The organism is Klebsiella sp. 2-CIP_Kleb., assembly GCF_050378715.1.
In the GTDB taxonomy this organism is placed as follows: Bacteria; Pseudomonadota; Gammaproteobacteria; order Enterobacterales; family Enterobacteriaceae; genus Klebsiella; species Klebsiella quasipneumoniae.
In genome coordinates, this window is sequence record NZ_JBNRLG010000004.1 from 352,672 (window position 1) to 371,945 (window position 19,274).

At 56.3% G+C, this 19,274-nt stretch carries 22 protein-coding genes; 15 read left to right on the forward strand and 7 right to left on the reverse strand.

Annotated elements, in window-relative coordinates; genetic code table 11:
* Positions 1-52 precede the first annotated feature (52 nt).
* Positions 53-1,273, forward strand: a complete 1,221-nt coding sequence (argD, locus tag ACQUTP_RS16745) for a bifunctional acetylornithine/succinyldiaminopimelate transaminase (protein WP_004202198.1) — start codon at positions 53-55, stop codon at positions 1,271-1,273.
* Here the strand turns inward: argD and ACQUTP_RS16750 are convergent.
* Both ACQUTP_RS16750 and crp read right to left on the reverse strand, forming a co-directional pair.
* The gene (locus ACQUTP_RS16750) at positions 1,263-3,341 is read right to left on the reverse strand and encodes a YccS/YhfK family putative transporter (RefSeq protein ID WP_080841251.1); all 2,079 of its coding nucleotides are present in this window, start codon (positions 3,339-3,341) and stop codon (positions 1,263-1,265) included. The genes argD and ACQUTP_RS16750 overlap by 11 nt on opposite strands.
* A 51-nt stretch (positions 3,342-3,392) precedes the next feature.
* On the reverse strand, positions 3,393-4,025 hold the full coding sequence (gene crp, locus ACQUTP_RS16755; RefSeq protein WP_000242758.1) for a cAMP-activated global transcriptional regulator CRP: 633 nt from the start codon (positions 4,023-4,025) through the stop codon (positions 3,393-3,395).
* Positions 4,026-4,331: 306 nt separating this feature from the next.
* Here crp and ACQUTP_RS16760 point away from each other — a divergent pair, with 306 nt between their 5' ends.
* Complete coding sequence (locus ACQUTP_RS16760; protein WP_004202200.1) at positions 4,332-4,736, forward strand: OsmC family protein; 405 nt, start codon at positions 4,332-4,334, stop codon at positions 4,734-4,736.
* Between the two features lie 55 nt (positions 4,737-4,791).
* Here the strand turns inward: ACQUTP_RS16760 and ACQUTP_RS16765 are convergent, their stop codons facing one another.
* The 4 genes from ACQUTP_RS16765 to ACQUTP_RS16780 form a co-directional block, all read right to left on the reverse strand.
* A complete protein-coding gene (locus ACQUTP_RS16765; protein WP_004202201.1) occupies positions 4,792-5,661 on the reverse strand; it encodes a phosphoribulokinase in 870 nt (289 codons plus the stop codon).
* Positions 5,662-5,697: 36 nt separating this feature from the next.
* Entirely contained in the window at positions 5,698-5,916 is a 219-nt protein-coding gene (locus ACQUTP_RS16770) for a YheU family protein (RefSeq protein WP_002920151.1), read from the reverse strand.
* On the reverse strand, positions 5,913-6,911 hold the full coding sequence (locus ACQUTP_RS16775; RefSeq protein ID WP_072140368.1) for a hydrolase: 999 nt from the start codon (positions 6,909-6,911) through the stop codon (positions 5,913-5,915). Before ACQUTP_RS16775 ends, ACQUTP_RS16770 begins: the two co-directional genes overlap by 4 nt.
* Positions 6,912-7,137: 226 nt before the next feature.
* Positions 7,138-9,042 (reverse strand): ABC transporter ATP-binding protein, encoded by a 1,905-nt coding sequence (locus ACQUTP_RS16780; protein ID WP_017899944.1) that lies wholly within the window; start codon positions 9,040-9,042, stop codon positions 7,138-7,140.
* 173 nt (positions 9,043-9,215) lie between these two features.
* On the opposite strand from ACQUTP_RS16780, the gene kefG reads away from it, so the two are divergent.
* The 4 genes from kefG (at position 9,216) to slyD (ending at position 12,470) form a co-directional block, all read left to right on the forward strand.
* The gene (kefG, locus tag ACQUTP_RS16785) at positions 9,216-9,779 is read left to right on the forward strand and encodes a glutathione-regulated potassium-efflux system ancillary protein KefG (RefSeq protein ID WP_004202208.1); all 564 of its coding nucleotides are present in this window, start codon (positions 9,216-9,218) and stop codon (positions 9,777-9,779) included.
* Positions 9,766-11,571, forward strand: coding sequence for a glutathione-regulated potassium-efflux system protein KefB (gene kefB / locus ACQUTP_RS16790; RefSeq protein ID WP_004202210.1), 1,806 nt, complete (start codon positions 9,766-9,768; stop codon positions 11,569-11,571). The genes kefG and kefB overlap by 14 nt, the downstream gene beginning before the upstream one ends.
* 11 nt (positions 11,572-11,582) lie before the next feature.
* On the forward strand, positions 11,583-11,783 hold the full coding sequence (locus ACQUTP_RS16795) for a YheV family putative zinc ribbon protein (RefSeq protein ID WP_002920143.1): 201 nt from the start codon (positions 11,583-11,585) through the stop codon (positions 11,781-11,783).
* Between the two features lie 93 nt (positions 11,784-11,876).
* Positions 11,877-12,470, forward strand: a complete 594-nt coding sequence (slyD, locus tag ACQUTP_RS16800; protein ID WP_004202213.1) for a peptidylprolyl isomerase — start codon at positions 11,877-11,879, stop codon at positions 12,468-12,470.
* Positions 12,471-12,527: 57 nt separating this feature from the next.
* Here slyD and ACQUTP_RS16805 read toward each other — a convergent pair whose 3' ends face one another.
* Positions 12,528-12,746 carry a protein SlyX gene (locus ACQUTP_RS16805; RefSeq protein ID WP_002920136.1) on the reverse strand — a complete coding sequence of 73 codons (219 nt, stop codon included), beginning with the start codon at positions 12,744-12,746 and terminating at the stop codon, positions 12,528-12,530.
* Between the two features lie 222 nt (positions 12,747-12,968).
* On the opposite strand from ACQUTP_RS16805, the gene fkpA reads away from it, so the two are divergent.
* From fkpA to ACQUTP_RS16850, 9 genes are all read left to right on the forward strand, one after another.
* A complete protein-coding gene (gene fkpA / locus ACQUTP_RS16810; RefSeq protein ID WP_428902457.1) occupies positions 12,969-13,799 on the forward strand; it encodes an FKBP-type peptidyl-prolyl cis-trans isomerase in 831 nt (276 codons plus the stop codon).
* Between the two features lie 168 nt (positions 13,800-13,967).
* Positions 13,968-14,690 (forward strand): helix-turn-helix transcriptional regulator, encoded by a 723-nt coding sequence (locus ACQUTP_RS16815; RefSeq protein ID WP_002920130.1) that lies wholly within the window; start codon positions 13,968-13,970, stop codon positions 14,688-14,690.
* On the forward strand, positions 14,690-15,076 hold the full coding sequence (tusD, locus tag ACQUTP_RS16820; RefSeq protein WP_004202218.1) for a sulfurtransferase complex subunit TusD: 387 nt from the start codon (positions 14,690-14,692) through the stop codon (positions 15,074-15,076). Before ACQUTP_RS16815 ends, tusD begins: the two co-directional genes overlap by 1 nt.
* On the forward strand, positions 15,076-15,435 hold the full coding sequence (tusC, locus tag ACQUTP_RS16825; protein WP_004202220.1) for a sulfurtransferase complex subunit TusC: 360 nt from the start codon (positions 15,076-15,078) through the stop codon (positions 15,433-15,435). The genes tusD and tusC overlap by 1 nt, the downstream gene beginning before the upstream one ends.
* Before the next feature lie 7 nt (positions 15,436-15,442).
* The gene (tusB, locus tag ACQUTP_RS16830; protein ID WP_004202221.1) at positions 15,443-15,730 is read left to right on the forward strand and encodes a sulfurtransferase complex subunit TusB; all 288 of its coding nucleotides are present in this window, start codon (positions 15,443-15,445) and stop codon (positions 15,728-15,730) included.
* Between the two features lie 124 nt (positions 15,731-15,854).
* The gene (rpsL, locus tag ACQUTP_RS16835) at positions 15,855-16,229 is read left to right on the forward strand and encodes a 30S ribosomal protein S12 (protein WP_002920115.1); all 375 of its coding nucleotides are present in this window, start codon (positions 15,855-15,857) and stop codon (positions 16,227-16,229) included.
* Positions 16,230-16,325: 96 nt separating this feature from the next.
* Complete coding sequence (rpsG, locus tag ACQUTP_RS16840) at positions 16,326-16,796, forward strand: 30S ribosomal protein S7 (RefSeq protein WP_002920113.1); 471 nt, start codon at positions 16,326-16,328, stop codon at positions 16,794-16,796.
* Between the two features lie 96 nt (positions 16,797-16,892).
* The gene (gene fusA, locus ACQUTP_RS16845) at positions 16,893-19,007 is read left to right on the forward strand and encodes an elongation factor G (RefSeq protein ID WP_004202222.1); all 2,115 of its coding nucleotides are present in this window, start codon (positions 16,893-16,895) and stop codon (positions 19,005-19,007) included.
* 69 nt (positions 19,008-19,076) lie between these two features.
* On the forward strand, positions 19,077-19,274 hold a 198-nt coding region (locus ACQUTP_RS16850; RefSeq protein ID WP_032440645.1), incomplete at its 3' end, for a GTP-binding protein.

Below are 19,274 nucleotides of genomic sequence, written 5' to 3' on the forward strand. Positions count from 1 at the left end.
GTGATTATATTATCATAATCATATCTGCATAACGAAGAGGGATGGGCAAGACATGGCAACTGAACAACCGGCAATCACCCGCGCCACATTCGATGAAGTTATTTTGCCAATTTATGCACCGGCAGAATTCATCCCGGTAAAGGGGAAAGGCAGCCGCGTCTGGGATCAGCAGGGCAAAGAGTATATTGATTTCGCCGGCGGTATCGCGGTAACGGCGCTGGGCCATTGCCACCCGGCGCTGGTGGCGGCGCTTCACGAGCAGGGCGAAACGCTGTGGCATACCAGCAACGTCTTTACCAATGAGCCAGCGCTGCGCCTGGGACGTAAGCTTGTCGATGCCACCTTCGCCGAGCGAGTGGTGTTTATGAACTCCGGTACCGAAGCCAATGAAACAGCCTTTAAGCTGGCGCGTCACTATGCGGTGACCCGCCATAGCCCATATAAAACCAAAATCATCGCCTTCCATAATGCCTTTCATGGCCGCTCTCTGTTTACCGTCTCGGTCGGTGGGCAGCCGAAGTACTCCGATGGTTTCGGCCCTAAACCGGCGGATATTGTCCATGTTCCCTTCAACGACCTGCAGGCGGTAAAAGCGGTGATGGATGACCACACCTGCGCGGTGGTGGTGGAGCCGATTCAGGGCGAAGGCGGCGTGACGGCAGCGACGCCGGCGTTCCTGCAGGGACTGCGCGAACTGTGCGATCAGCACCAGGCGCTGTTAGTCTTTGATGAAGTGCAGTGTGGTATGGGGCGTACCGGATCGCTGTTCGCCTATATGCACTATGGCGTAACCCCGGATATTCTCACCAGCGCGAAAGCGCTAGGCGGCGGCTTCCCGGTCAGCGCCATGTTGACCACCCACGAGATCGCCAGCGCCTTCCATGCCGGTTCCCATGGGTCAACCTACGGCGGCAACCCGCTGGCCTGCGCGGTCGCCAACGCCGCTTTCGATCTGATCAATACTCCGGCGGTGCTGGATGGCGTGAACGCGAAACGCGAACTGTTCGTCAAACACCTGCAGCAGCTGGATGCCGAGTTTGATCTGTTCAGTGATATTCGCGGGATGGGCCTGCTGATTGGCGCCGAACTTAAGCCGCAGCACAAGGGCCGCGCGCGCGATTTTCTCTATGCCGCTGCGGAAGCCGGCGTCATGGTGCTTAACGCCGGGCCGGATGTGATGCGTTTTGTTCCCTCGCTGATCATCGAAGAGCAGGATATCGCCGAGGGTATGGCGCGCTTTGCCCAGGCCGTGGCAAAGGTGATTAACGGCTGATCTTCCGTAGCCAGATGCCATGATGCGGCCGCTGACGCCATGCTACAGACGAGATAGTGTGCATGGTGTTCAGATGGCCCAGAATGCGTTGCAGATGCTGCTCCAGGGTGCTCAACGGACCGATCGGCACCTCGCTTTCCGGTGACTCCATAATATTGACATCCCCTGTGCTGCCGGGGCCATCGCTGTCCAGCCGCTGCTGACAGCGCTGCAGGGCAATCTCACAGGATTCGAGATAGCGCTGGGCAAGATCCGGGGTGAGCATCGTATGCTCCCGGGCCAGGGTGGTCATGGCGTTGATATGTTCGACGATAAACTGGCTGTGCGTCACCCATAGCTTCATATCTTCCAGGTAGTGGGTATTGAACCCCGGCTCCTGCATCGCCTGATTCAGGGAGTTGTAGAGCGCGTTGTGCGCCTGATTAACGCGCATACGTTGATAGGCCAGCGCGGGCGCTTTGGGATCGGGGCTGAGGATCAGGCGAATCGCCTGCTGGTCGGCCTCCAGCGCATCGTGGGCGTTTTTTTTCAGCAGGCCGCTCTGCCACTGCGGCCACAGCCAGACCATCCCGCCGAAGGCGATCAGGCAGCCGATCAGCGTGTCGATCAGCCGGGCGATAATAAACTGTTCGCCGTTGAGCGTCAGCAGCTGCAGGGTATATACCGCCGTCACCGTAAAGCCCACCATCGCCCAGCCATAGTGTTTGCGGATAATCAGATAGCTGAGCAGTGTGATCAGCAGCATCCCGCTCAGGGTGTAGCTCTCCGGAACGTGAAAGTGCAAGGTCAGCCCGGCTATGATCAGGCCGGCGAGCGTCCCCGCCGCCCGGTGGACAATACGAACCCGCGTGGCGCCATAGCCATTCTGGGTAACAAAGAGCACCGTCATCAGGATCCAGTAGGGCTTCGGCAAATGCAGGGCGTTGCCCATCAGGCTGGCGATGCTCAGCATCACGCTGATGCGGGCGGCATTGCGCAGCGCGGGCGATTTCAGCGACAGATAGTTTTTTAGCGCGGGAAACAGCGGTAAACGACGCTCTTTGTCAGCCATCAGATCCCGGGCATACAGCGGGCGCTGGGTATGCAGCACCCGGGCGATGCGGCTGAAGTGCCAGGCGCAGAAGTGGCCGACCGGGTTGTCCGGATGCTGGCGGGCGATCTTTTCCAGGGCGCCGATCTGTTTATCCATCTGGAAGCGCTGCGGAAAGCGATGATAGAGCATGTCATCCGCCAGCACCCGCAGACGGGCGGCGACGGTCTGCGCGTTCCAGCGGATCACCGCTTCGGCATGGCTGCGTTCTACCAGTTTTTGCACCTCTTCCGGCTGATGCAGGCTGACCGAAATATGCTCCTGTAGATCCAGCCCCATCTGGAACGCCCGCAGAAGACGTTTGTGGTCGTTACGTTGGTTGGCGGCCAGCATATGCATCTGCTGATAGCACTGGGTGATTAAATCGACCACCTTCTGCTGGCGGATGAGCAGCGGCGGCAGGGCGGTCGAGGGATCGGTATGCTGGGTCAACAGGCTATATTTGGCTTCGCAATAATTGGCCAGTTCCCGGTAGAGCAGACTGAGCGACTCCCGCAGCGGCTGTTCACGCCACAGCCAGAACCAGAACCAGTTAAACACGCCGTACCATAGCGTGCCGAAGGCGTAGATCATCAGCGGCTCCCAGATGGGCATATTGCCCGCCAGGCTGAGGGTAAAAATGGCGGCGATCAGCGACGCGGGCAGCAGGCGCGCGTGCAGCGAACTGATCTCCGCGGTGACGCCGAGCAATAGCGCCAGGCCGCTGAGAATAAGCGGCAGGGGAATCGCCTGGGCGAGCAGCAGCTGCACCACCAGGCTGCATCCGGCAAACAGACAGCCGCCGATAATCAGACGTTTAAAAAAGCGCTTATGCGGGGTGTCGAGGCCGGCGATGTTGCAGCAGGCGGGGACTAAGGAGAACAGGAGCCCCTGCTGGAGATGGCCGAGCAGAAGACCGATGGCCACAGGCAGACACAGCACCAGCGTTTGCCGCAGTGCATAGTTAACTTCCGGGTGGTAAATCAGCCTGCGCCACATGAGGGAAAAACAAAAACGGCGTACTGCAGGAGCAATACGCCGCTTAGCAACTTAACGGGTACCGTAGACGACGATAGTTTTACCGTGGGCGGAAATCAGGTTCTGATCTTCCAGCATTTTCAAAATACGGCCAACGGTTTCACGAGAGCAGCCGACGATCTGACCAATTTCCTGACGGGTAATTTTAATTTGCATACCGTCCGGGTGGGTCATGGCATCGGGTTGCTTCGCCAGGTTCAGCAGCGTCTGGGCGATACGGCCTGTCACGTCGAGGAAGGCGAGGTTGCCCACTTTCTCAGACGTCACCTGCAGACGGCGAGCCATTTGCGAAGAGAGACGCATCAGAATGTCCGGGTTCACCTGGATCAGCTGACGGAATTTCTTATAAGAGATTTCGGCCACTTCACATGCGGTTTTCGCCCGTACCCAGGCGCTACGCTCCTGACCCTCTTCAAACAGGCCTAATTCACCGATGAAATCGCCCTGGTTGAGGTAGGAGAGGATCATCTCTTTACCTTCTTCATCCTTGATGAGTACAGCCACGGAGCCTTTAACGATGTAGTACAGCGTTTCTGCTTTCTCACCCTGGTGGATCAGCGTGCTCTTTGATGGGTACTTATGAATGTGGCAATGAGACAAGAACCATTCAAGGGTAGGGTCTGTTTGCGGTTTGCCAAGCACCATGCGCGGTTATCCTCTGTTATAAGCTATCTCCGGGCGCCGACACTACACGGCGTCCGGGCATGCAATCGTATTGTTTCCCTATACCTGGGAAGCTGGCTGATGATTTTTCGACAGCCCGTAATGTGAACTCCTCTGCATACATGCAGTACATCAATGTATTACTGTAGCATCCAGACTGTTTTAGCATAGCTTTCGCCGCATGTCTCCTGGTGTCTCGCTTCAGCATGACGCAGGTCGCCTTCCGTTGCGAGAATTGTTATGTGCGCGTAATCTGACAAGAATATTGCGATACTGGAGTTAAATTTTATGCAAGCGCGTGTGAAATGGGTTGAAGGGTTAACCTTTATCGGGGAGTCCGCGTCAGGACACCAGATTCTGATGGATGGCAACTCCGGGGATAAGGCGCCCAGCCCGATGGAGATGGTGCTGATGGCGGCGGGCGGTTGCAGTGCGATCGATGTGGTCTCCATTTTGCAAAAAGGTCGCCATGAGGTGACTAACTGCGAAGTGAAGCTGACCTCTGAACGCCGGGAAGAGGCGCCGCGCCTGTTCACGCATATTAATCTGCACTTTATCGTCACCGGTAAGGCGCTGAAAGATGCCGCGGTCTCCCGTGCGGTGGATCTGTCGGCAGAGAAATACTGCTCGGTGGCGCTGATGCTGGAAAAAGCGGTGAAGATCACCCACTCCTATGAAGTGATCGAGGCGTAGTCTTCGCCTGCTGTTGTGAATTTTCTTAACCCCGGCCTGGCCGGGGTTTCTTCTGTTAGCCGATCTTGCGGCCTTCCATCAGGCGTTCGACCAGCGGCGCCATAATAAGCTCCATCGCCAGCCCCATTTTACCGCCCGGCACCACCAGGGTGTTCATGTGCGAGATAAACGAGCCCTGTAGCATCGCCAGCAGCCAGGGGAAGTCGATGTTCTGCAGATTGCGGAAATGGATCACCACAAAGCTCTCGTCCAGAGAGGGGATCGCTTTCGCGGCAAACGGGTTGGAGGTGTCCACCGTCGGCACGCGCTGAAAGTTGATGTGGGTGCGGGAAAACTGCGGGGTGATGAAGTTGATGTAATCTTCCATCGATCGGACGACGGAGTCCATCACCGCCTCCCGGGAGTGGCCGCGCTCGCTGGTGTCGCGAATGAGTTTCTGGATCCACTCGAGATTAACGATAGGCACGACCCCGACCAGCAGGTCGACATGGCTGGCGACATCATGCTGCGGCGTGACAACCCCGCCGTGCAGCCCCTCATAGAACAGCACGTCCGTCGGCTCCGGCAGCGGCTGCCACGGGGTGAAGGTTCCCGGCACCTGATTCCACGGCACGGCTTCGTCATAGGTGTGGAGGTATTTACGCGACTGACCTTTGCCATGGCGGCCATAGTCGACAAAGGTCTGTTCCAGCAGACCGAAGTCGTTCGCCTCCGGGCCAAAGTAGCTGATATGTTTGCCCTGATCCCGCGCTTTGCGGATCGCCATGTCCATTTCCGGGCGGGTGTAGCGATGAAAGCTGTCGCCTTCCACCTCCGCAGCGTGCAGATTTAGCTGCGCGAAGATTTTGCGAAAGGCGAGGCTGGTGGTGGTAGTGCCCGCGCCGCTGGAGCCTGTGACGGCGATCACCGGATGTTTGGCAGACATAACAACTCCCTGGTTAAACGATGTAGTGGCGTCGCCTTAGCCGTTAAACAGCGCGCGCGGCATAATATTGACCGTCTCATGCAGTTCCGACCACACGAGGACTGCCTCTCCGCGTTTCAGCTGCTGTTTTACATCGGCGACTTTATCGGCAAGTGAACGTTCATGTTCACCATAATCGGTGCCTTCACGTAACACAAAGCTTTCAATCAGGTTATCCAGCGTTTCGGGATCCAGATCCTGCCAGGGAATAATCATACGGGAACCTCCAGCCAGCGGTTTAACCAGTCGGGAATGCGTCTTTCCAGCCACATCTCCGGTTTACGCAGGGTGCCGCCGACGAAGCCAACGTGGCCGCCTTGTTCAGTCAATTGATACTCGACGTTCGCCGGCAGTTGTTCCTGCGGGGGAATGGAATGGTGGTCCATAAACGGATCGTCTTTCGCGTGAATGATGAGCGTCGGCTTAGTGATATCGCTGAGCCGCGGCATGGCGCTGCATTGCCGGTAGTAATCCAGCGCATCGGCAAAGCCATGGATTTTGGCGGTGATCATATCGTCAAATTCCCGGATGCGGCGCATCCCTTTGAGCTGACGTAAATCGACGGGCAGCGAGCCAGGATACGCTTTCAGCTTGCGTGAGGCGTTGGCTTTTAACAGATTGAGCAGGTAGCGCTGATAAACCCGCGAGAAGCCCTTATCCATATGATAGCTGCAGGCTTCCAGCATGAAAGGCGCGGAGACGATTACCGCCGCATCCAGCGGGCAGCGGTCGCCTTCTTCTGCCAGCAGGCAGCCCAGCATATTGCCGCCCAGCGAATAGCCGACGGCGGCGGTCGGCGCGGGGCCAAACTCGCGCTGCAGCCAGTGCAGAAACCAGGTGCCATCTTCCGTTTCGCCGGAGTGATAGATGCGGTGATTGCGGTTAGGTTCGCCGCTGCAGCCGCGAAAATGCATGACTACGCCAAGCCAGCCGCGCTGCATCGCCGCGTGGATCAGTCCATGGGCATACGGGCTGTGCAGACTCCCTTCCAGACCATGAAAGACGACGAGGCGCGGCTTGTGGCACGCCTGGTGCGGGTCTTCGCTCCAGGCGAGATCGACAAAATCGCCGTCTGGCAGCTCAAGGCGCTGCCAGTGCGGGGTAAAGCGCAATTTACGGCGGATCAGCCGCGGCAGCATGGTTTGCAGATGACGATTGCCCACGCCGCGCATGGGATGGAACTCACGCGAATCGTTTTCGGGGGGCGTCATGTCTGTGGGGATGATTTCAACCATAGCACCAGAATAATTAATAAACGTGATGATGACTATACCGCGCAGGGCGCGCAGGAGTTAGCCAATATGTGGTCTTGTGGCCAGTGACGCCAGGTTACACCACAACAAACCATTGATGTCACTGATGGCCAGACCGCGAGGGCGGGCAGAAATACACTCTGCCCGCGCCGTAGTAGGCGCAGGCAGAATGATGACGCGGCGATTAGCCTTCCTGAAGCATGCGCTCCAGCTGCTCCTGTGCCTCCAGCCAGGCCATTTCGCACTCCTCCAGCCCGGATTTCGCGCTGGCCTGCTGCTGCAGGCATTCAGTTAGTTCTGCTTTACGCGAGGCGTCGTAGAGTTCGCTGTCGCCAAGTTTCTCTTCTGCACTGGCCAGCTGCGCGTTGAGCTTATCCATCTCTTTTTCCAGACGGGCGATCTCTTTGCGCAGCGGTTGGGTCTGGCTGCGTAGCTCCGCTTCCCGACGCTTCTGGTCTTTGCGCGCTTGCGCGCTGTTGCCGCTCTCTTTTGGCGCGTCGCCGCTCTGGGACTCCTGTTTTTGCGAGTCGCTGAGCCACTGCTGATAATCTTCCAGATCGCCGTCGAACGGTTCGACTTTGCCATCGTGGACAAGGTACAGATCGTCGGTGGTGGAGCGGATCAGGTGGCGATCGTGCGATACGACCACCAGCGCCCCTTCAAAGTCGATCAGCGCTTCGGTTAAAGCCTGACGCATATCGAGGTCGAGATGGTTGGTCGGTTCGTCGAGCAGCAGCAGGTTAGGGCGCTGCCAGACGATCAGGGCCAGCACCAGACGCGCCTTTTCTCCACCGGAGAAGCGGCGGGTCTCTTCGCTGACCTTATCACCCTGGAAACCAAAGCCGCCCAGATAATCGCGCAGCTTCTGCTCCAGCTCCTGCGGCGCCAGGCGCGCCAGATGCTGCAGCGGCGACTCATCGGCGCGCAGAAACTCCAGCTGATGCTGGGCGAAGTAGCCGAGCTTGATGCCTTTGGCGAGGCCGATCTCCCCGCTTACGGGCTGGAGTTCGCCAGCCAGGAGCTTAATCAGCGTCGATTTCCCGGCGCCGTTGCGGCCCAGCAGACCGATACGCGACCCCGGCACCAGATTGAGCTTGATGGAGTCGAGGATAATACGCTCGCCATAGCCGGCGCTGACTTTCTCCATCTTCAGCAGCGGGTTAGGCAGGCTCTCCGGCTGGCGGAAGCTGAAGTGGAACGGGTTATCCACGTGCGCCGGGGCGATGAGCTCCATCCGCTCCAGCATTTTAATACGGCTCTGCGCCTGCTTGGCTTTGGTGGCTTTGGCGCGGAAGCGATCGATATAGCTTTGCAGATGCGCGACACGCTGCTGCTGGCTTTCGTACATCGCCTGCTGCTGAGCGAGACGGGTGGCGCGCTGCACTTCAAACGAACTGTAGTTGCCGGTGTACTCAAACATCGTCTGCTGTTCGATGTGGATAATTTTGTCGACGATAGGATCGAGGAAATCGCGATCGTGGGAGATCAGGATCAGCGTCCCCGTGTAGCCCTTCAGCCACTTCTCCAGCCAGATCACCGCATCAAGGTCGAGGTGGTTAGTCGGTTCATCGAGCAGCAGCAGATCGGAGCGGCAGATCAGCGCCTGCGCGAGATTAAGGCGCATACGCCAGCCGCCGGAAAAATCGCTGACTGGCCGCTCAAGCTGTTCATTGCTGAAACCCAGGCCGTGCAGCAGGCTGGCGGCGCGGGAGCGGATGGTCCAGGCGTCGATGGCGTCCAGCTTGCCGTGGACGGTGGCGATGGCATGGCCGTCGTTGCGCTCGTTAGCCTGCTGGAGCGCGGCTTCCAGCTGGCGATATTCACGATCGCCGTCAATGACATAATCGATTGCCGGCTGCGGCAGGGCCGGGGTTTCCTGATTCACCCAAGCCAGCTGCCAGTTGCCGGGAAAGGTCATACTGCCGCCGTCAGCGCTTATCTCGTTTTTCAAAAGCGATAGCAGCGTCGATTTCCCGCAGCCGTTTTTCCCCACCAGACCGACCTTCTGGCCAGGGTTGATGGTAGCGGTGGCGTTGTCCAGCAGGACGCGTACGCCGCGACGAATTTGTAACGAGGAGAAAACAATCATAAGGCGCCGTATGTTCAGACTATGTTAATTTGTCATTATGATAATGTAGTTTGGAAGCGAATCGCTTCACCGGGCCGCCATGGTAGCCCAAAACGAAGACGATACACAAAGTCATTCTGGCTGTGTCAAAAAGCCGGGGCTGTGCAGGCCGCCAGAAGACCTACGGGAGGGGAATGATGTCTCAGACAGCGAAAGTGTTGCTGCTGTATGCCCACCCAGAATCTCAGGATTCCGTGGCCAACCGGGTTTTATTACAACCCGCCTTACAGTTGCCGAACGTCACCGTGCACGATCTCTACGCGCACTATCCGGATTTTTTTATCGATATTGCTCACGAACAGGACCTGCTGCGCCAGCATGAGGTGATTGTTTTCCAGCATCCTTTATATACCTGGAGCTGTCCTGCGCTGCTCAAAGAATGGCTTGATCGTGTCTTAAGCCGCGGCTTCGCCAGCGGCGCCGGAGGGAACGAACTGGCGGGAAAGTACTGGCGCAGCGTGATCACCACCGGCGAACCAGAGAGCGCTTACCGTCGCGATGCAAATCGCTATCCGATGAACGATATTCTGCGTCCTTTTGAACTGACCGCCGGTATGTGCCGTATGCACTGGATGAGCCCCATTATCGTCTACTGGGCCCGGCGGCAGCAGCCAGAGGAGCTGCGCAGCCGCGCCCTGGCCTATCGGGACTGGCTGGCCAACCCCCTAGCCGCCGGAGGTGTCCATGGCGGGATTTGATCTGCTGCTGGCGGGGGTGCTGTTTTTGTTCGCGGCCGTCATCGCTGTCCCTCTGGCTTCAAGACTGGGGATTGGCGCGGTGCTGGGCTATCTGCTGGCTGGGATCGCCATTGGCCCTTGGGGGCTCGGGTTTATCAGCGATGTGGATGAAATTCTCCATTTCTCTGAACTCGGCGTGGTGTTTCTGATGTTTATCATCGGCCTGGAGCTCAATCCCGCTAAGCTATGGCGGCTGCGAAGCTCCATCTTCGGCGTTGGCGCGGCGCAAGTGATGCTCAGCGCGGCGATCCTCGGCGGTCTGTTGATGACGACAGGGTTTTCATGGCAGGCGGCGGTGGTCGGCGGGATTGGCCTGGCGATGTCCTCTACCGCGATGGCACTGCAGCTGATGCGCGAGAAGGGAATGAGCCGCAGCGAATCAGGGCAGTTAGGCTTTTCGGTCCTGCTGTTTCAGGATCTGGCGGTGATCCCGGCGCTGGCGCTGGTGCCTCTGCTGGCTGGTTCCGCGGATGAGCATGTGAACTGGCTGACGGTCGGCATGAAGGTCCTGGCGTTTGCCGGGATGCTGATTGGCGGACGCTATCTGCTGCGGCCGGTGTTCCGCTTTATCGCCAGCTCCGGGGTCAGGGAAGTGTTCACTGCCGCCACGCTGCTGCTGGTCCTCGGATCCGCCCTGTTTATGGAGGCGCTGGGGCTGTCGATGGCGCTGGGTACCTTTATCGCCGGCGTGCTGCTGGCGGAAAGCGAGTATCGCCATGAACTGGAGATCGCCATCGATCCGTTCAAGGGGCTGCTGCTTGGGCTGTTCTTTATCTCCGTCGGGATGGCGCTGAACCTTGGCGTGCTGTACACCCATCTGCTGTGGGTGGCGGTGAGCGTGGCGGTGCTGGTGGCGGTAAAAATGCTGGTGCTTTATCTGCTGGCCCGTCTCTATGGCCTGCGGAGTTCCGAACGTATGCAGTTTGCGGGCGTATTAAGCCAGGGCGGCGAGTTCGCGTTTGTCCTCTTTTCGCTGCCCGCCTCTCAGCGGTTGTTCCAGCACGACCAGATGGCGCTGCTGCTGGTGGCCGTCACCTTGTCGATGATGACCACGCCGCTGCTGATGAAAGGGATCGATAAGATACTGTCGCGACGCCTGAATCCAGCGGAGGATACCGATGAAGCGCCGTGGGTAGAGGACGATAAACCGCAGGTGATTATTGTTGGCTTTGGCCGTTTCGGCCAGGTCATCGGTCGCCTGCTGATGGCTAATAAGATGCGTATTACGGTGCTGGAGCGAGACATCAGCGCGGTAAATCTGATGCGCAACTATGGCTATAAAGTCTATTTTGGCGACGCTACCCAGCTGGAGCTGCTGCGCTCGGCAGGGGCGGAGGAGGCGCAGTCGATCGTCATTACCTGTAATGAGCCGGAAGACACCATGCGGCTGGTGGAGATGTGTCAACAACACTTTCCACATCTGCACATCCTGGCCCGCGCTCGCGGGCGCGTCGAGGCGCATGAGCTGCTGCAGGCCGGCGTGACGCAGTTTTCTCGTGAGACTTTCTCCAGTGCGCTTGAGCTGGGGCGTAAAGCCCTCATTACCCTGGGGATGCATCCTCACCAGGCCCAGCGCGCGCAGCTGCACTTCCGACGCCTCGATATGCGAATGCTGCGTGAGTTAATGCCGGTGCATACTGATACGGTACAGATATCACGCGTGCGGGAAGCCCGGCGCGAACTGGAAGAGATTTTTCAGCGCGAAATGCAGAAAGAGAGCCGGCAGCTGGACGGCTGGGACGAGTTTGAATAAAGGTAAATCATATGGCAGTGCGTAAACGTTTTATTGCCGGGGCGAAATGTCCGGCGTGCCAGGCGCAGGATTCACTGGCGATGTGGCGTGAGAATAATGTCGATGTTGTTGAATGCGTTAAGTGCGGTCATCAGATGCGTGAGGCGGATAAAGAGGCCCGTGAGCATGTACGCAAAGAGGAGCAGGTGATTGGCATTTTTCATCCCGACTAGCGTTATCCGTCGGCTTTTTTTAAGCTAAAGGGTACACGGCAGCAGAATTCCGCTACAATCTGCGCCACTATTCTTCCCATCTCAGGAGATATCATGAAAGTAGCAAAAGACCTGGTGGTCAGCCTGGCCTATCAGGTACGTACAGAAGACGGTGTGTTGGTTGATGAGTCTCCGGTAAGCGCGCCGCTGGATTACCTGCACGGTCACGGCTCCCTGATTTCCGGTCTGGAAAACGCGCTGGATGGCCACGAAGTGGGCGATAAATTTGACGTAGCCGTCGGCGCTAACGACGCTTACGGTCAGTATGACGAAAACCTGGTGCAGCGTGTACCGAAAGACGTCTTCATGGGCGTTGATGAACTGCAGGTTGGCATGCGCTTCCTGGCGGAAACCGATCAGGGTCCGGTACCAGTAGAAATCACTGAAGTTGAAGACGACCACGTTGTGGTTGATGGCAACCACATGCTGGCAGGCCAGAACCTGAAATTCAATGTGGAAGTTGTCGCCATCCGCGAAGCGACCGCTGAAGAGCTGGAGCACGGTCACGTGCACGGCGCGCATGGTCACGATCACGACCACGATCATGGTCACGATGGCTGCTGCGGCGGTCACGGTCACGACCACGATCATGGCCACGACCATGGTAAAGGCGGCTGCGGCGGCCACGGTGGCTGCGGCTGCCACTAATCTTTGCGCCTCGGCACGAAGACGACAAAAAGCGGGGAAACCCGCTTTTTTTACGCCTCAATAGTGCGGCGGTGGCGTCTCTTCAGCCTGGGAGGCGATATGGGAGGGTTGGGTCGCCTTCAGCTTCTCGATCATCAGACGCATATGCTCCCGCATCTTCGCCATCTCGATCTCGTGGGCGGTCACGGTTTTGTTGAGGTCTTCGATGGTGATTTCCTGAAACGCCAGCCGGCTTTCCAGCTCCGCAAGGCGCGTTTCTAATGTGCTATCGTGCATGGGTAACCTCTTTAGTCTGATCCTGCGGGCGGATTCTACTTAAGTTTCCCCCGGCGCGCAGCATCGCTGCGTCCTACAGGAAACTTATTCATACAAAAATAGTCCTAAAAGAGGCGATATTCAGGAACGTCCGTATGTAGATTTTAACGGCGACGTTCTATAGTACGTTTTTTGCTTTTTACGATAACCCTGGGGTGAGAGGCCCCGGCCCTGGAGAAATGGATGAAATCACTGTTTAAAGTAACGCTGCTGGCGACCACAATGGCCGTCGCCCTGAATGCACCGCTGACCTTTGCTGCAGATACCGCGGCGAAAGCAGCCCCGGCGGCTGAGAGTAAATCGGCATTTAAAAATGACGATCAGAAATCAGCCTATGCGCTGGGCGCGTCCCTGGGGCGTTACATGGAAAACTCCCTGAAAGAACAAGAAAAACTGGGCATTAAGCTGGATAAAGCCCAGCTGATCGCCGGCGTACAGGACGCGTTTGCCGATAAGAGCAAACTGTCCGACCAGGAGATCGAACAGACTCTGCAGGCCTTTGAAACGCGCGTGAAGACCGCAGCTCAGCAGAAAATGGAAAAAGACGCTACTGAGAACGAAACCAAAGGTAAAGCTTTCCGTGACAGCTTTGCCAAAGAGAAGGGCGTGAAAACGTCTAAGACTGGCCTGCTGTATAAAGTCGAGGAAGAAGGCACTGGCGATGCGCCTAAAGACAGCGACACCGTGGTGGTTAACTACAAAGGTACGCTGATCGACGGCAAAGAGTTTGATAACTCTTATACCCGCGGCGAGCCGCTCTCTTTCCGTCTCGACGGGGTGATCCCGGGCTGGACTGAAGGCCTGAAGAACATCAAGAAAGGCGGCAAAATCAAGCTGGTCATTCCGCCAGATCTGGCCTACGGCAAAACCGGCGTCCCGGGGATCCCGGCCAACTCCACGCTGGTCTTTGATGTAGAGCTGCTGGATATCAAACCGGCGCCGAAAGCAGATGCTCAGCCGGAAGCCGCTGGCGATGCGAAAGCCGCAGACGCGAAAGCTGACGCTAAGAAGTAATCGGGTTCAGGCCGCCGTCTCGTTAGAGGCGGCGGCTTTTTTATTGCGCGCAGATATAATTAAAACTGGAAAGATCCTCAGGCGCTGTATTACTTTAGATAGCTTAATAATGATGATGAGCCTGCCCTGACAATAACGACAGGCTCCTGAAAAGGAGTGCTTTTTTTCATGTCCAGGTCGCTTTTAACCAACGAAACCAGCGAGCTTGACCTGCTGGATCAACGTCCCTTTGACCAGACCGATTTCGATATTCTTAAATCTTATGAAGCGGTGGTGGACGGGTTGGCGATGCTCATCGGTTCGCACTGTGAAATCGTGCTGCATTCTTTGCAGGATCTGAAATGCTCTGCCATCCGTATCGCCAATGGTGAACATACCGGCCGCCAAATCGGTTCACCGATTACCGATCTTGCGCTGCGCATGCTGCACGATATGACGGGCGCCGATAGCAGCGTTTCCAAATGCTACTTTACCCGCGCCAAAAGCGGCGTCCTGATGAAGTCGGTGACGATTGCCATCCGCAACCGCGATCACCGGGTGATTGGTCTGTTGTGCATCAACATGAATCTGGATGTGCCGTTTTCGCAGATCATGAGCACCTTTATTCCACCAGAAACGCCTGAGGTTAACTCGCCGGTGAACTTTGCTTCCTCGGTTGACGATCTGGTCGCCCAGACTCTGGAATTCACCATCGAAGAGGTGAATGCCGATCGCAGCGTGTCGAACAATGCTAAAAACCGTCAAATCGTGCTGAATCTCTACGAGAAAGGGATCTTCGATATTAAAGACGCCATTAACCAGGTGGCCGATCGTCTGAATATCTCCAAGCACACCGTCTACCTCTATATTCGCCAGTTCAAAAGCGGTGATTTCCAGGGGCTGGATAAGTAATGCGTTTTGCCCTCACGGTGACCGGACCTGCCTATGGCACGCAGCAGGCGAGCAGCGCCTGGCAATTTGCTCAGGCCGTGCTGCAGGAAGGCCATGAGCTGGCGTGCGTTTTTTTCTATCGCGAAGGCGTGCTTAACGCTAACCAGTTGACGGCGCCCGCCAGCGATGAGTTCGATCTGGTGCGCGGGTGGCAATCCCTCCACAATGAGCACGGCGTCGCGCTGCATATCTGCGTGGCGGCCGCCCTGCGTCGTGGCGTAACGGACGAACGCGAAGCGCAACAGCTCGCTCTGCCTGGCCATAATCTGCAGCCGGGTTTTACGTTAAGCGGACTTGGCGCGCTGGCGGAAGCGGCGCTCACTTGCGATCGGATGGTACAGTTCTGATGAAACGTGTGGCTTTCGTTTTTTCTTCCGCGCCGCACGGCAGCGCCGCCGGCAGGGAGGGCCTCGATGCCTTATTAGCCACCTCCGCCCTCACCGACGAGATTGGCGTGTTTTTCGTGGGCGACGGCGTGTTTCAGCTGTTGCCCGCCCAGCGGCCTGGCGCTGTGCTGGCCCGCGACTACATCGCCACCTTTAAACTGCTGTCGCTATACGATATCGACCAGTGCTGGCTGTGCGCCGAGTCGGCGCGAGAGCGCGGCCTGGATCCCGCGACCCCGTGGGTGGTGGATGCCGAATGCCTGGCGCCGGATGCCCTGCGCGCCCGTCTGCATGAATTTGATGTGATTTTGCGTTTCTGAGGCCCCCATGCTCCATACGCTCAGTGTTTCTCCCTGGCATGCCGATATCGCAGCAATGCTTCGCTTGATGGAGCAGGGTGACGATCTGTTACTGCTGTCTGATGGCGTCGCGGCGGCTATCGCCGGCGGCCGCTTCCTTGAGATCCTGCAATCCGCCCCCATAACCCTTTACGTGCTGCAAGACGACGTTGACGCCCGCGGGCTAACTGGTCAAATTGCGGACAGTGTCGGCAGGGTTAGCTATACTGATTTCGTCAGACTCACAGTCAAACATGCCGGTCAGTTGGCCTGGTGATGGCGGGATCGTTGTATATTTCTTGACACCTTTTCGGCACCGCCCTAAAATTCTGCGTCCTCATAATATATGAGGCGATTTATTACGTGTTTACGAAGCAAAAGCTAAAACCAGGAGCTATTTAATGGCAACAATTAACCAGCTGGTACGCAAACCACGCGCGCGCAAAGTTGCAAAGAGCAACGTGCCAGCGCTGGAAGCCTGCCCGCAGAAACGTGGCGTATGTACTCGCGTATATACCACCACCCCTAAGAAACCGAACTCCGCACTGCGTAAAGTTTGCCGTGTGCGTCTGACTAACGGTTTCGAAGTCACCTCCTACATCGGTGGTGAAGGTCACAACCTGCAGGAGCACTCCGTGATCCTGATCCGTGGCGGTCGTGTTAAAGACCTTCCGGGTGTTCGTTACCACACCGTTCGTGGTGCGCTTGACTGCTCCGGCGTTAAAGACCGTAAGCAGGCTCGCTCCAAGTACGGCGTGAAGCGTCCTAAGGCTTAATGGTTCTCCGTTAAGTAAGGCCAAACTGATTTATCTTAATGTCATACTAAACTCTTAGAGTTTTGGACAATCCTGAATTAACAACGGAGTATTTCCATGCCACGTCGTCGCGTCATTGGTCAGCGTAAAATTCTGCCGGATCCGAAGTTCGGATCAGAACTGCTGGCTAAATTTGTCAATATCCTGATGGTAGATGGTAAAAAATCTACTGCAGAAACTATCGTATACAGCGCGCTGGAGACCCTGGCTCAGCGTTCTGGTAAATCTGAACTGGAAGCCTTCGAAGTTGCGCTCGAAAACGTGCGCCCGACTGTCGAAGTTAAGTCCCGCCGCGTAGGTGGTTCTACTTATCAGGTTCCAGTTGAAGTTCGTCCGGTCCGTCGTAATGCCCTGGCAATGCGTTGGATCGTTGAAGCTGCTCGTAAACGCGGTGATAAATCCATGGCTCTGCGCCTGGCGAACGAACTCACTGATGCTGCAGACAACAAAGGTACTGCAGTTAAGAAACGTGAAGACGTTCACCGTATGGCCGAAGCCAACAAGGCGTTCGCTCACTACCGTTGGTAATCCCTTCGGAGTCATAGTCACCAGGCGGGCGCTTCAGATGAGTCGCCCGCTCTGGATAACTTAACTGAACGCCTAAAGAAATAAACGAGGAATCAAATGGCTCGTACAACACCCATCGCACGCTACCGTAACATCGGTATCAGTGCGCACATCGACGCCGGTAAAACCACTACTACCGAACGTATTCTGTTCTACACCGGTGTAAACCACAAAATCGGTGAAGTTCATGACGGCGCCGCTACCATGGACTGGATGGAGCAGGAGCAGGAACGTGGTATCACCATCACTTCCGCTGCGACTACTGCATTCTGGTCTGGTATGGCTAAGCAGTATGAACCGCACCGTGTAAACATCATCGACACCCCGGGGCACGTTGACTTCACTATCGAAGTAGAACGTTCCATGCGTGTTCTTGATGGTGCGGTAATGGTTTACTGCGCAGTTGGTGGTGTTCAGCCGCAGTCTGAAACCGTATGGCGTCAGGCAAACAAATATAAAGTTCCGCGCATCGCGTTCGTTAACAAAATGGACCGCATGGGCGCTAACTTCCTGAAAGTTGTTGGTCAGATCAAAACCCGTCTGGGCGCGAACCCGGTTCCGCTGCAGCTGGCAATTGGTGCTGAAGAAGGTTTCACCGGCGTTGTTGACCTGGTGAAAATGAAAGCCATCAACTGGAACGATGCAGACCAGGGCGTAACCTTCGAATACGAAGATATCCCGGCTGACATGCAGGACCTGGCTGACGAATGGCACCAGAACCTGATCGAGTCCGCAGCTGAAGCTTCTGAAGAGCTGATGGAAAAATACCTGGGTGGTGAAGAACTGACTGAAGAAGAGATCAAAAAAGCTCTGCGTCAGCGCGTTCTGAACAACGAAATCATCCTGGTAACCTGTGGTTCTGCGTTCAAGAACAAAGGTGTTCAGGCGATGCTGGATGCGGTAGTTGACTACCTGCCATCCCCGGTTGACGTTCCGGCGATCAACGGCATCCTGGACGACGGTAAAGATACTCCGGCTGAGCGTCACGCAAGCGACGACGAGCCGTTCTCTGCACTGGCGTTCAAAATCGCTACCGACCCGTTCGTGGGCAACCTGACCTTCTTCCGCGTGTACTCCGGTGTGGTTAACTCTGGTGATACCGTACTGAACTCCGTGAAAGCTGCACGTGAGCGTTTCGGTCGTATCGTACAGATGCACGCTAACAAACGTGAAGAGATCAAAGAAGTTCGCGCGGGCGACATCGCTGCTGCAATCGGTCTGAAAGACGTAACTACTGGTGACACCCTGTGTGACCCGGATGCGCCGATCATTCTGGAGCGTATGGAATTCCCTGAGCCGGTAATCTCCATCGCCGTTGAGCCGAAAACCAAAGCTGACCAGGAAAAAATGGGTCTGGCTCTGGGTCGTCTGGCTAAAGAAGACCCGTCTTTCCGCGTATGGACTGACGAAGAGTCTAACCAGACCATTATCGCCGGTATGGGTGAGCTGCACCTCGACATCATCGTTGACCGTATGAAGCGTGAATTCAACGTTGAAGCGAACGTCGGTAAACCTCAGGTTGCTTACCGTGAAGCGATTCGCGCGAAAGTTACCGATATCGAAGGTAAACACGCCAAGCAGTCTGGTGGTCGTGGTCAGTACGGTCACGTTGTGATCGACATGTACCCGCTGGAGCCGGGCTCTAACCCGAAAGGTTACGAGTTCATCAACGACATCAAAGGTGGTGTAATTCCTGGCGAATACATCCCGGCCGTTGATAAAGGCATCCAGGAACAGCTGAAAGCTGGTCCGCTGGCAGGTTACCCGGTAGTTGATATGGGTATCCGTCTGCACTTCGGTTCTTACCACGACGTTGACTCCTCTGAGCTGGCGTTTAAACTGGCTGCGTCTATTGCCTTTAAAGAAGGCTTTAAGAAAGCAAAACCAGTTCTGCTTGAGCCGATCATGAAGGTTGAAGTAGAAACTCCGGAAGAGAACACTGGTGACGTTATCGGTGACTTGAGCCGTCGTCGCGGTATGCTGCGCGGTCAGGAATCCGAAGTAACCGGCGTTAAGATCCACGCTGAAGTACCGCTGTCCGAAATGTTCGGTTATGCAACTCAGCTGCGTTCTCTGACCAAAGGTCGTGCATCATACACCATGGAATTCCTGAAGTATGATGATGCGCCGAACAACGTTGCTCAGGCCGTTATTGAAGCCCGTGGTAAATAATCCACAGGATTAAAACCTAAGTCCCGTGCTCTCTCCGAAGGGGAGAGCACTATAGTAAGGAATATAGCCGTGTCTAAAGAAAAATTTGAACGTACAAAACCGCACGTCAACGTTGGTACTATCGGCCACGTTGACCATGGTAAAACTACCCTGACTGCTGCCATCACTACCGTTCTGGCTAAAACCTACGGTGGTTCCGCTCGCGCATTCGACCAGATCGATAACGCGCCGGAAGAAAAAGCTCGTGGTATCACCATCAACACCTCT